Raw genomic sequence first — 12633 nt, forward strand, 5'->3', positions numbered from 1 at the left:
CTGCGCGACATGATCCAGAACCATGCGCTGCAGCTGCTGACCATGGTGGCGATGGAGCCCCCGCCCAGCCACGACGCCGACGCCATCCGCGACGAAAAGCTCAAGGTGCTGCGCTCGCTCAAGCCCTTCACCGAAGAGACGGTGGCGCGCGACGTGGTGCGCGGCCAGTACCGCGCGGGCCATGCGGCTGGCAAGCCGGCCGTGGGCTACCTGCAAGAGGCCAAGGTGCCCGAAGGCAGCACCTGCGAAACCTTCGTCGCCCTGCGCACCGAGGTACAAAACTGGCGCTGGGCCGGCGTGCCCTTCTACCTGCGCACCGGCAAGCGGCTGGCTGCGCGAGACGCGCAAATCGTCGTCAACTTCCGGCCCGCGCCGCACAGCATCTTTGCCGGCCTGAGCCAGCCCAACAAGCTCGTCATCAAGCTGCAACCTGAAGATGGCCTGGAGCTGCACCTGCTCGCAGCCAAGGGCACGGGCCAGCAAGAGGCGCTGACGCCGGTGTCGCTCGACCTCGACTTCGACAAGGCCTTTGCCGAAAACCGCGTGGGTGCCTACGAGCGGCTGTTGCTCGACGCGATTGCTGGCAGGCTCAACCTCTTCGTGCGCAGCGACGAGCAAGAGCAAGCCTGGCGCTGGGTCGAGCCCATCTTGCACGCATGGGCCAAAGACGCCACCGGGCCAAGGCCGTATGCGGCCGGCACCTGGGGGCCCGCCGCTGCCAGTGCCTTGGTGGCCCGTGACGGCTTCTCCTGGTCCGAGGAACAGTAGAGATGCTCGACCGCATCCGCGCCTCGCTTCCCGCGTTACCTCCGGCCGAACAACGTGTCGCCAAGCTGGTGCTGGCCGACGCGCGAGCCTTTGCGAGCCTGCCGGTGGGTGAGCTGGCGGAACGCGCCCAGGTCAGCAAACCCACCGTCGTGCGCTTTTGCCGCAGCGTCGGTTATGACGGCCTGACCGATTTCAAGCGCAAGCTCGCCGGCCGCGTCAACGAAGGGGTGCCTTTCGTGCACCGCGCGGTCGATGAAGACGACAAGGCCAACGACATCGTCGTCAAGGTGATCGACAACGCGGTAAGCGCCTTGCTGAAGTACCGCAACGACGCCGCCGGCCAGGTCTTCGAGCGTGCGATCGTCGCGTTGGCTGCCGCCGTCAAGGCAGGCCGGCGCATCGAGTTCTACGGCGTGGGCAATTCGGGCATCGTGGCGCAGGACGCGCAGCACAAGTTCTTTCGCCTGGGGGTGACGGCCGCAGCCATCAGCGACAGCCATGTGCAGGTGATGAGCGCCACCATGTTGCAGCCGGGCGACTGCGTGGTGATCATCTCCAACTCGGGTCGCAGCAGCGACCTGATCGACGTGGCCGAGATCGTGCGAAAGAAAGGCGCCACCTGCATCTTCATCACGGCCAGTGGCTCACCGCTGGCGGCGATGGGGCAGTCGGGCGCCAACCAGATCTTGCTGCCGGTCGACCACCCGGAAGACTTTGACCGCTACAGCCCGATGGTGTCGCGCCTGCTGCACCTGCTGGTGATCGACATCCTGACCACCGGTGTGGCGCTGCGCGCGGGCAAGGAACTGCGCCCCATGCTGCAAGACATCAAGCGCAACCTGCGCAGCAAGCGCTACGCACCGCAGCCCTGATCAGGCGGCGGGCTCGGCGGGCATCAGCAAGGCATCAACGCCGTAGAGGCGCGCCAGCTCGGCCAGTTTCTTCGGTGCATTGCGCACCGCAAAGCCCTTGCCCCAGGCCAGCGCCAGGCGCTGGCACTCCAGCAGCACCGCCAGCGCCGCCGAATCAAACTGCTGCAAGCCCGAAGCGTCGATGGTGACCAGCGGCTCGTTTTGCGTCTTGATTTCTTGCTGCAAGGCCTGCGACAGCATGCGCTGCGTGTCGCGGGCTTCCAGCGTGGTAACGGTGGCGGGCAAGACCAGCATGGCTCAGCTCTTGGCGGCCGAAGCCTTGTTGCGCTCGGCCAGCTTGGTGATCAGGCCATCGATGCCCCCGGCGCTGATCTCCTGCGCAAAGGTGTTGCGATAGTTCTCGACCAGCCAGATGCCCAGCACGTTGACGTCGTAAATCTTCCAGCCAGCGTCACCCTTTTCCATGCGGTAGTCGAGCTGAATCGGGTCACCCTTGCCGCGGATCTCGGTCTTCACGACCACCTCGGCGTCGCTTGCGCCCGCGCGCAGCGGCTTGAGCTGCACGCTCTGGTCACGCACCTGAGCGAGCGCGCCCGAGTAGGTGCGCACCAGCAAGACCTTGAATTCTTCTTGCAGGCGTTTTTGCTGGTCAGGCGTGGCCTGGCGCCAATAGCGGCCCACGGCCGACGAGGTCATGCGCTGAAAGTTGACGTGCGGCATGACCTTGGCTTCCACCAGCAGCATGACCTTGTTGACGTCACCGGCCTGGATGGATTTGTCGGCGCGGGCGGCCTCCAGCACTTCGTTGGAGACCTGCTTGACGAGCGCGTCCGGGGCCTGTTGTGCCAGGGCGACCTGCGCACCCCCCATCAACAGGGCAGCGGCTGAAAACCACGAAATAAGACGTTGGCGAAGCATTTCTTTCCTTTCTGTTCGCAATGCGCGAAGGATCTGGCCTGGTTGGAGAGGCCCCGAGGGAATCGGTTCACCTCTCAACGCGTCACCGCCCGTAGCGGTTGGCAGCATTACATGCCAGCAACATAACGAATGCTCAACGGCTGGCGCCAGATGCAGCCGACGCCGCCGGCGCGGGCGCGGCAGGCGCTGCTTTGGCCGGGTCGGGCAAATCGGCTTCGACCTCTGTATCGGGCGGATCACCATCGAACACCTGGCTTCTGCGCCGTTGCAAGTAGGCGTCGCGCACGAACACATATTTGTCGAGGGCAATGTCGTCGAGCAAGCCGCTGGCGCCGAGCAGGTTGGCGCGCACGTTGACGAGTTGCACGCCCGACACAGTGGCCTTGGCGACCGTTCCCTTGACGGCGAGCGCAGGCGATACCTGAGCGTCGAGTGGCAGGGCCAGTGAGTCGCGCAGGGTCGAGGGGCCAAGCACCGGCCACACGACATACGGCCCCGATGCCATGCCCCAGTAACCCAAGGTCTGGCCCAGGTCTTCACCTTGGCGATCGGCGCCGAACTCGCTCGCCACGTCCAGAAACCCGCCCAGCCCGAACAAGGTGTTGGTGCCGACACGGATCACGTCTTGAAAACCGTTGGCAAACTTGCCTTGCAGAAAATTGTTGAGTGCCGACCAGACATCAGAGAAGTTGCCAACGAAATTGGTCACGCCGCGGCGCACCGGCTGCGGCACCACCTTGGTGTAGGACGTCGCCACCGGTTTGACCACCGCCGCGTCGAGCTTGTCATTGAAGGCGTAGACCTTGCGGTTCCAGCTTTCCCAGGGGTCGGCACGCTGGCCTGCGGTCTTGGAGCCGCCGCCCGCCGTCGTTGCGCAGCCGGTGAGCAAGGCGAGCAGCGAGACCACAGCCCAAGCGCCGAGCCTGCGCATCACTTCTTGTCCCCACCTGCTGCCGGTTGGGGCGCAGTTGATCCGGCATCGGCCGCCTTGTTGTAGAGAAACTGACTGATGAGGTTCTCTAGCACCACCGCCGACTGGGTCTGCGTGATGGTGTCACCGGGAGCCAGGTTCTTTTCAGACGCACCGGGCTCCAGGCCCAGGTACTGCTCGCCGAGCAAACCCGAGGTGAGGATCTTGGCCGAGCTGTCTTTCGGGAAGGCAAAGCGCTTCTCGAGGTTCAACACAACGCGGGCCTGGTAGGTCTTGTCGTCGAAACCGATCGACTCGACCCGGCCCACCACCACCCCTGCGCTCTTGACAGCGGCACGCGGCTTCAGGCCGCCGATGTTGTCGAACTTCGCGGCCACCTCGTAGGTCTCATCGAAGTTGAGGCTGAGCAGGTTGCCCGCCTTGAGCGCCAGAAACAGCACCGCCGCCGCACCAATCAGCACGAACAAACCGACCCACACATCGTGACGAGTTTTTTGCATCGCCCTGGCTCCCATCGTCAAATCGAAAACATCATCGCGGTCAGCACAAAATCGAGCGCCAACACGGCCAGCGAGGCCATCACCACGGTGCGCGTCGTTGCAGCCGACACACCTTCGGGCGTGGGCTTGCAACCGTAACCTTGCAGCAGCGCGACGAAGGTTACCGTGAAGCCGAACACGACGCTCTTGACCACACCATTGCCCACATCGGACCACACATCCACGCCGCCCTGCATCTGCGACCAGAAGCTGCCCGCGTCGATGCCGATCAGCGGCACTGCCACCACCCAGCCGCCCAAGATACCCACCGCGCTGAACACCGCCGCGAGCAAAGGCATGGCCAACACGCCGCCCCAAAAGCGCGGCGCCAGCACGCGCTTGACCGGGTCGACAGCCATCATCTCCATCGCGGCCAGTTGTTCACCCGCTTTCATCAGGCCGATCTCGGCCGTGAGCGAGGTGCCCGCCCGGCCGGCAAACAGCAGCGCCGTGACCACCGGCCCCAGCTCGCGCACCAGCGACAAGGCAACCAGCAGACCGACCGCCTCAGCCGAGCCGTAACGCTGCAGCGTGTAATAACCCTGCAGCGCCAGCACGAAGCCAACGAACAGCCCCGACACCGTGATGATGGACAACGACCGGTTGCCCAGAAAGAACAGCTGGTCGATCACCAGCCGCGTGCGTGCAAACGTGGGGCCCACCAGCGCCACCAGCCGCGTAAAAAGGCGCGCGCCCTCACCCACATCGGCGAGCTTGCCGCGGATGGAGAAGCCGAGTTCGGCTGGGTTCAGCCAGTTCATCGTGCAGCCCCCACACCAAAGTCTTCGGCCACCGGCACGGCGGGGTAGTGGAAGCGCACCGGGCCGTCGGCCAGGCCACCGACGAACTGGCGCACCAGCGGGTCCTCGCTGGCGCGCATCTCGGCCGGAGTGCCTTGGGCAGCGATGCGGCCATTGGCGATGAACACCACGTGGTCGGCGATGAGGAAGGTTTCGTCCACATCGTGCGACACCACGATGCTGGTGACCCCGAGCGCATGGTTGAGGTCTTTGATCAGCGTGGCGGCCACGCTCATCGAGATCGGGTCGAGGCCGGCAAAGGGCTCGTCGTACATGATCAGGTCGGGATCCAGCGCGATCGCCCGCGCCAGCGCGACACGCCGCGCCATGCCGCCCGAGACCTGCGAAGGCAACAGGTCACGCGCACCGCGCAGGCCGACCGCATTGAGCTTCATCAGCACCAGGTCGCGGATCATGGCCTCGTTGAGGTTGGTGTGTTCGCGCAAGGGGAAGGCCACGTTCTCGAACACCGAGAGGTCGGTGAACAGGGCACCGAACTGGAACAACATGCCCATCCGGCGCCGGGCGGCGTAGATGCCTTGGGCATCGAGGCCCGCGAGATCGACGCCATCGAGCAGCACCTGGCCACTCATCGGTTCCAGCTGGCGGCCGATCAGGCGAAGCACGGTCGTCTTGCCACCGCCTGAGGTGCCCATCAGGGCCATGACCTTGCCACGCGGGACGACCAGGTCGATGTTTTCCAGGATCACCCGATCACCGTAGCCGCATGTCACGCCTCGCAGTTCAATCAGCGGAGTGTCGGAAGCCATTTTTGGATTCGGTCGTTGTGTGACGTTGTTCTCGGGCTGTCGGCAGCAGTCGTCGACTTCGGCGGCCGATCATAGTGGAGAACCCTGATGGCCTCCTCGCCCCGAGGCTCGCCCCCGCCACGACCGCAGCAGATGAGCGGCGCAAACCATCTGACATGCGGCGCGAATCCCCCAGGCGACCCACCGAAAATGGAGCCTCACTTGAGGAGTAGCGATGCAGATGCAAAGTCGGGCTGGGAAGTCGGCCTCGAATCACCAACAGGGTTTCACGCTCATCGAGATCATGATCGTGGTGGCCATCATTGCTGTGCTGGCAGCTTTCGCCCTTCCGCAGTATCGCGACTACGTGCTGCGCGGTCAGCTGGTCGAAGCATCGACCGAGCTGTCGGCGATGCGGGCGAGCATGGAGCGGTATTACCAGGACAACCGCACTTATGCCAACGTTAGCGCGACGCTTCGTGCGCCGTGCGACTCAACTGACGCGACGCTACGCACCTTCAAATACTTCACTCTCACCTGCACAGGCGCGCGCGATGAGACCGAATACACCCTGCTGGCCACGGGCCGCGGGCCAACCTTGAACTTTGACTTCACCGTCAACCAAACGGGCGCGCAGACCACACGAAACCTTGGCTCTCCTGGATGGGGCACCGCGGCGGGTTCGACGTGCTGGATTCTCAGTCGAGGCCAAGCATGCTGACACATTTGTCCGCTTCGCATCGGTCGCGAGGCTTCACGCTGATCGAACTGGTGGTGACCATCGCCCTGATGGCCGTCCTCTTCGGCCTGGCCTTGCCGACATTCGGTGAATGGGTACGCAACGCACGCATACGGACAGCGGCCGACGCACTGCAAAACGGCCTGCGCACTGCTCAAACAGAGTCGCTTCGGCGCAATCGGCCTGTCGTGTTCTTCTTGACGAATGCGCAACCAGGCTCGGGCATCAATGCGGCGGCGAATGGGCGGAACTGGTCGGTGCAAGCCATTGCAAAGTTCGACGACGACATAGCGGCGCCTGAGTCCAGATTTATCCAGGGCGGTGCGCTGGCCAATGTTGCGTCGGGTGTGACCGTCGGCGGGCCGATCGCCCTGTGCTTCAACTCCAACGGCCGGCTGATGTCCAACCCAAATGACAGCGGCCCCACGGGGACTGGCATCACCAATGCCATTTGTGACGCTTCTGATAGCAGATTCACACTGACCGTGCCTGCCTACACCGATGCGCGTACCTTGAGAGTCGATGTAGGCCTGGGCGGCCAGGTTCGCATGTGCGACCCCTTGCGATCGCTTGCCACTTCACCTGATGGGTGCCCGCCATGAAACAACTTTTCGTCCGCCGCCGGCTTCAAAAGTCTCAGTCAGGCTTCACCTTGATCGAGGTGCTCGTCGCCCTCCTGATTTGCTCGTTCGGGTTGTTGGGCATCGTGGGGCTGCAAGCGCGCGCAATGCAGTACTCGGTCAGTGCAGAGGACAGCGGCCGCGCGATTCTGCTCGCGAACGAGATCACCACCGAGATGTACACGCTCAAAACCCTAACCCTGCCGACCACCGTCACTAACGCCTGGGCAACACGTGTGGCAACACCCTCTGCCGGCGGCTTGCCGGGCGGCATAGGAACCGTGGAGGTCGCCGGCCGCGTGGCCACCGTCACGATCCAGTGGCGGGCCCCTGGCACCAGCAGTACACAGAACCAGTACGTGACCCAACTGAGCTTCTAGCCATGAAGATGCACCCACTCAGGCACAAGCGCAGCGCCGGCTTTTCGTTGATCGAACTGCTGGTGGCGATGGCCATCGGCCTCATCGTCACGATTGCCATTACCAGTGTGATGGTGAGTTTCGGCAATAGCCGGCGCACCGGCACTGCACTGAACGATGCCAACCAGAGCGCAACCTACTCCGGTTTCGTGATGGATCGTTACATCCGCAACGCCGGTAGCGGCTTTGCTCAGCGCTCGGACGAAGCCTTTGGTTGCCTGATCAACGCCTCGGAGGACAGTAGGGTGCTCTTGCCCCGCCCAGGCGACTATCCGCCGCCATTCGATGGCATTCCATTGGTAAACAGGCCGCGCCGACTGATCCCGGTGCTGATCGAACAGGGAGCGGCAGGCGCCGGTGGCGACGTGCTGACCGTGATGGCCGGCACTTCCGGCATGGGCGAGTGGCCACAGGCAGTGACCGCAGCGACCGTGACGGTGAACGGCCTGCAGCTGGGCAACACACTGAGCTGGCGTGGCGGCGACATACTGTTGCTGGCGGACCCTACCGTGCCGGCGGGTTGCCTGCTCGGCCAGGTCAGCAACGGCTTTGCGGGATCGCTCACCAGCCAACTACCCTTCAGCGGCACACCGAGCGCAGGCTCTTACTACGCAGCGGCTGGGCCAACGGTCAGTCTGAGCAGTTTCGGCGCAGCAAATGACACGCTGGCCATTCAGCTTGGGAACGCCGCGGGCAACCCCCCCCAACTCCAGATGTTCGGCGCTGATGCCGCCAACGCAACGCTGCAAAGCTTCGATCTGCTGCGTGAAGGTGCTGACGGACTTGCTCCCCTGGCCGATGGCGTGATCGAGATGCGGGCCATCTACGGCATCACCTCCACAACCAATGCCCTCCGTACCCGCGAAAACTGGGCAGATCCCGGTGCATCACCCTTCACCGGAGCGGAGCTCAACTCGGGCTCTGCCGCTTCACGGATCAACCTGAAGCAGATCGTCGCCGTACGAGTTGGGATGATCCTGCGCTCTTCGCTGCGCGAAAGAGACCCGATCGAACAGCCGGGCTCCGTGACGCTCTTCAGCGGCCTGCCCGGTCAGCGAACCCGCACGTTCACTCCGGAAGAAATGCATTTCCGCTACCGCACGGTCGAAATGACCATACCCCTACGCAACATGCTGGACGAGCAGCCATGAAGACCCACCCCCGACACACCACCATGTCCCGATCGAATCGAACACAACGCGGCGTGGTTCTTATGTTTGCGTTGATCGCGTTGCTGGTGCTCATGATCGGCGCGGTCGCGCTCGTGAGATCGTTCAACTCGACGCTGTTCAACACCGGGAACATTGCGTTCAAGAAGGATCTCCAGAACCAAAGCGAACGGGCAGCTGCGCGGATCTTGACCGCACTCGATACGAATGGCGCACTTTCGTCCACGACCCTGCGGGGCCAACACCGGCAAGCGCTGAACTATCGCGCCCGAATACTCGATACCAATGAAAAGGGCATTCCCCTCGCTCTGCTGACGGAAACCGCCTTCGATGCCGTGGCCGACAGGGCCAACGACTTCGACATCGCAGACCAGAACGTCAAAATTCGCTATGTGGTCGATCGGCTGTGCTGGACCGAAGGCGATGAGACCACGCTCGGCGCGAGCGCCTGCGTTGTAGCCTCCGGCGCCAGCAAAGACGACGGCAGCGCAGACACCCCAAAAGGCACTGAAACTGGCCACGCCATGTCACAGCAGAACCAGATCGTCTATCGACTGAGCATTCGCGCGACCGGGCCGCGCAATACGCAGGCGTACTTCCAATCAACATTCGCGCTGTAGCAAGCAAGGCAACCCCATCATGAAAACCTTCGAAGCTTTCTTCCGTGTCACCAGAGAGAAGCCGCAACGGTGGAGCGGGTCTCTTGCAAGGGTGGCCGCCATCCTGAGCGTCAGCTTGGCCGCAACCACCGTCGTGGCGCAGACGCCGCTGGCCAACCAGCCGCTGCTCACCGCCAACGAGATCCCAGGCAACCTGGCACTGGCCTTGTCGGTCGAATTCCCGACCGCCATCAGCGTGGCGCACATCAGTGCCACCTACACGCCAACAAATACCTACCTGGGCTATTTCGACCCGGCGAAGTGTTATTCATACCGCTCCATGGCGTCCGACTCGACCGTGACACCCAACACCGTTGCGCCGGACAGCTACTTCTACCCCGATGGCGCGGCCACCGCCGGGCGCACCTGCACCGCCAAGTGGAGCGGCAACTTTCTCAACTGGGCCACGATGCAGACCATCGACCCGTTTCGCTGGGCTTTGACGGGCGGGTACCGCGTGATCGATACACCCAGCCTGACCGTGCTAGAGAAGGCGTGGGCCCCAGCCGGCCAAGGCAACACCACGAACTTTCCCAACCGGTCGATCACCAGCGTTACAACGATCGCCGGTGCCACCCCCCTGGGTTGGGACAACGTGACGCTGTCGGTCTTTCAGCGAGGCAACAAGCTGCGCTTCTATCGCAGTGGCGTCACAGGCACTGCCGCCCACTATGCTGGCGTTGCAGCGACCAACACCGTTTACGAAGTATTCGTGCGTGCCAAGGTGTGCGACCCCTCCGGCGCAGCCGGTGGGCTCGAAACCAATTGCACGCGCTACGGCTCGAACTACAAGCCCGAAGGGCTGATCCAGAGGTACGCCAGCAAGATCCGCTACAGCGCCTTAGCCTACTTGAACGATGGCGACCTTCGCAGGGACGGCGCGGTACTGCGGGCCCGACAAAAGTTTGTCGGCCCGCTGTCGCCTGTCCCAGGCTCAACGCCTCTCCCGAATGCTGGTAGCGAATGGAACGCGAGCGACGGCGTCTTTGTCATCAATCCGGATCCCGCCGACGCCAGCAACCCGGACATGAACACGCTCTTTGGCGCGGTCCCGAACAGTGGGGTGATGAACTACCTCAACAAGTTCGGACAGTCGGGTAGCTACAAGACCTACGACCCGGTCTCGGAGTTGTACTACGCCGCGGTGCGCTACTTCAAGAACCTGGGCAACGTACCCGAATGGACGGCCGTCGGCGCAGCCGGCCCCGCCATGCGTGCGCAATATGCCGACCGGTTCCCTGTCATCACGCGCTGGGATGATCCCATCCTCTACTCCTGCCAACGCAACTTCATCCTCGGCATTGGCGACACCAACTCGCACGCCGACGCCAACGTGCCGCGGACGGACACGCCCGCCGGCGGGAGCGAGCCTCCGATGCCAGCTGCCGTTTCGGGCGATACCTCCGTCAATGCAGTGACCGCGACCAACCGAGTGGGAACCATCCAGGGCATGGGTGGAACCCTGGGCACATTGCGAGTTGGCGGCACCAACAAAACCATGCTGATGGCTGGTTTGGCATACGACTCTCACACGGTGGACATCCGCCCGGACGTGATCGGGCGACCCAACACCCTGGGCAAACAGACCATCGACACCTACTGGCTTGACGTGCAGGAATATCAGGCATTGGCAACCAACAACCAGTTCATGTTGGCCGCGAAGTTCGGTGGGTTCACTGTGCCGCAGGACTATGATCCGTACGCTCGGACCGCGGCCTTGCCCGATACGTGGTGGACGACGACCGGCGAGATTCTGTCGAATGGTCAACCACGCCCTGACAACTACTTTCTGGGTGGCCAACCAGACAAAATGGTGGACGGTTTGAACCGCGCTTTCGCTGACATCGCCAGCCGGCTGACCCAGACTTCCACCGGTGCCGCACTCTCCTCGCCGCAGGTCACCGCTCTGGGCAACACGAGCTTCTCTTCGCTCTACGACGCATCGACCTGGACCAGCGAGGTCCGGCGCGACACGCTGACTCTTCCGAACACAGGTAGTCCGACCACTGTGATGCAGTGGTCGTTCCCGGGCAGCGCCGCCACCCAGTTCGGTAACTCCGGGTGGAACACCGAGCGCCGCATCGCGACCTGGAACCCGAATGCGGGTACGGGAGGAGATGGTGTGCCTTTTCGGATTGCAAACCTCTCTGCAAGCCAGGTCTCTGCGCTCGATACCCCCTACCGGGCCATTGATGACAGCGCCGACTTCCTGAACTATCTGCGCGGGCAACGCCTCCACGAGCAAGCCTCCACAGCCACAACCAGCAGCCGGGCCTACCGCACACGCGCCAGCCTGCTGGGCGACATCGTGGACTCAAGGTTGGTGCCCATCGGCAAACCGTCGTTCCCGTACAAAGAAGACGTCAACCCAGGCTACAACACCTTCAAGACCACCTGGCAAAACCGCCCGACGGTGGTCTACGTGGGTGCCAACGACGGCATGATGCATGCCATCAATGCGGCCGACGGAACCGAGCTGTTTGCCTATGTGCCGAGCGCCCTGTTCAGAGGCCCCAACGGAACGCCGGCGGTGGATGGCCTGGCCTCGCTGGGCAACCCGGCCTATGTTCACCGCTACTTTGTCAACTCGACGCCCACCGTGTTTGACATCGACCTGTCAGCGACGGTCGGCGTGGCTGCGGGTACCGCCCCCAACTGGCGCTCCGTGCTGGTCGGTGGCCTGGGCAAAGGCGGCAAGAGCTACTACGCGATTGACGTCACCGATCCGGCCAGCATGACCACAGAGTCGGCCGTGGCAAGCAAGGTGATGTGGGAGTTCACCGACCCAGATCTCGGTTTCACCTACGATGGCCCCGTCATTGCCAAGACGCGCAAGTATGGCTGGGTGTACGTGTTCCCATCAGGCTACAACAACGCCGATGGCCGAGGCTATCTGTTCTTCGTCAATCCCCGCACCGGCGACTTGCTGGAGAAGATCACGACCAACGTCGGCACGCCGACCGCGCAAGCCGGCCTCGCGTATGCCAACGGGTACGTTCCGCGATACGGTGAACAGATGATCGACTCCATCTACGCTGGCGACCTGCTGGGCAACGTTTGGCGCCTGGATGTGACAGCGGACACCGGCAACTACCCTGCCCCTGAGTTGTTCGCCCGCCTGACCGACAGCAACAACAACCCGCAACCCGTGACCTCACGCCCCGTGATCGAGACGGATCTCGGCTCCCGCAATCGCTATGTCTTCATCGGCACGGGCCGCCTGCTCGACGCCAGCGACGTCGTGTCCACCGCGACTACGCGGAGGCAGGCGTTCTATGCTCTACGTGACGGCAACAACGTCCGCTTCAACCGGAGCACCGATCCGGGTGTGACGTTCCCGATCACTCCGTCAATGCTGTCGCAGGTCAACGATCCCCTGGTGGGCGCGCCCGGCGTCCCCGCCATCGGGTGGTACCTGAACCAGGACTATCAGGATGGCTTGGGCTGGCG

At 63.3% G+C, this 12633-nt stretch carries 14 protein-coding genes; 8 read left to right on the forward strand and 6 right to left on the reverse strand.

The features are described 5' to 3' along the window. Nucleotides 1-768: glucose-6-phosphate dehydrogenase (locus RMO40_RS13865; RefSeq protein ID WP_309722232.1), on the forward strand; the 768-nt coding region annotated here is incomplete at its 5' end. A gap of 2 nt (nt 769-770) precedes the next feature. Then, complete coding sequence (locus RMO40_RS13870) at nt 771-1640, forward strand: SIS domain-containing protein (RefSeq protein WP_309722234.1); 870 nt, start codon at nt 771-773, stop codon at nt 1638-1640. Here RMO40_RS13870 and RMO40_RS13875 read toward each other — a convergent pair whose 3' ends face one another. The 6 genes from RMO40_RS13875 to RMO40_RS13900 form a co-directional block, all read right to left on the reverse strand. Continuing rightward, nucleotides 1641-1934 (reverse strand): STAS domain-containing protein, encoded by a 294-nt coding sequence (locus RMO40_RS13875; protein ID WP_309722237.1) that lies wholly within the window; start codon nt 1932-1934, stop codon nt 1641-1643. Nucleotides 1935-1937: 3 nt separating this feature from the next. After that, entirely contained in the window at nt 1938-2558 is a 621-nt protein-coding gene (locus tag RMO40_RS13880; protein WP_489660165.1) for an MlaC/ttg2D family ABC transporter substrate-binding protein, read from the reverse strand. 133 nt (nt 2559-2691) lie between these two features. Beyond that, nucleotides 2692-3489 carry an MlaA family lipoprotein gene (locus RMO40_RS13885; RefSeq protein WP_309722240.1) on the reverse strand — a complete coding sequence of 266 codons (798 nt, stop codon included), beginning with the start codon at nt 3487-3489 and terminating at the stop codon, nt 2692-2694. Next, on the reverse strand, nt 3489-3989 hold the full coding sequence (gene mlaD / locus RMO40_RS13890) for an outer membrane lipid asymmetry maintenance protein MlaD (RefSeq protein ID WP_309722242.1): 501 nt from the start codon (nt 3987-3989) through the stop codon (nt 3489-3491). Before mlaD ends, RMO40_RS13885 begins: the two co-directional genes overlap by 1 nt. 17 nt (nt 3990-4006) lie before the next feature. Continuing rightward, entirely contained in the window at nt 4007-4789 is a 783-nt protein-coding gene (gene mlaE, locus RMO40_RS13895) for a lipid asymmetry maintenance ABC transporter permease subunit MlaE (RefSeq protein ID WP_309722246.1), read from the reverse strand. After that, a complete protein-coding gene (locus tag RMO40_RS13900; RefSeq protein ID WP_309722249.1) occupies nt 4786-5598 on the reverse strand; it encodes an ABC transporter ATP-binding protein in 813 nt (270 codons plus the stop codon). Before RMO40_RS13900 ends, mlaE begins: the two co-directional genes overlap by 4 nt. Before the next feature lie 214 nt (nt 5599-5812). Between RMO40_RS13900 and RMO40_RS13905 the strand changes: the two genes are divergently transcribed. From RMO40_RS13905 to RMO40_RS13930, 6 genes are all read left to right on the forward strand, one after another. Beyond that, nucleotides 5813-6298 carry a type IV pilin protein gene (locus RMO40_RS13905; protein WP_309722252.1) on the forward strand — a complete coding sequence of 162 codons (486 nt, stop codon included), beginning with the start codon at nt 5813-5815 and terminating at the stop codon, nt 6296-6298. Then, nucleotides 6292-6918 (forward strand): GspH/FimT family pseudopilin, encoded by a 627-nt coding sequence (locus tag RMO40_RS13910; protein WP_309722254.1) that lies wholly within the window; start codon nt 6292-6294, stop codon nt 6916-6918. Before RMO40_RS13905 ends, RMO40_RS13910 begins: the two co-directional genes overlap by 7 nt. After that, the gene (locus RMO40_RS13915) at nt 6915-7316 is read left to right on the forward strand and encodes a prepilin-type N-terminal cleavage/methylation domain-containing protein (protein WP_309722256.1); all 402 of its coding nucleotides are present in this window, start codon (nt 6915-6917) and stop codon (nt 7314-7316) included. The genes RMO40_RS13910 and RMO40_RS13915 overlap by 4 nt, the downstream gene beginning before the upstream one ends. Before the next feature lie 2 nt (nt 7317-7318). Further along, nucleotides 7319-8506 carry a PilW family protein gene (locus RMO40_RS13920; RefSeq protein ID WP_309722258.1) on the forward strand — a complete coding sequence of 396 codons (1188 nt, stop codon included), beginning with the start codon at nt 7319-7321 and terminating at the stop codon, nt 8504-8506. Then, nucleotides 8503-9144 carry a hypothetical protein gene (locus RMO40_RS13925; RefSeq protein ID WP_309722261.1) on the forward strand — a complete coding sequence of 214 codons (642 nt, stop codon included), beginning with the start codon at nt 8503-8505 and terminating at the stop codon, nt 9142-9144. The genes RMO40_RS13920 and RMO40_RS13925 overlap by 4 nt, the downstream gene beginning before the upstream one ends. Nucleotides 9145-9163: 19 nt before the next feature. Beyond that, nucleotides 9164-12633, forward strand: a 3470-nt coding sequence (locus RMO40_RS13930) for a PilC/PilY family type IV pilus protein (RefSeq protein WP_309722263.1), incomplete at its 3' end; no start/stop codon positions are given.

The sequence above is a fragment of the Rhizobacter sp. genome (assembly GCF_031412075.1).
Lineage (GTDB): Bacteria > Pseudomonadota > Gammaproteobacteria > Burkholderiales > Burkholderiaceae_C > Rhizobacter.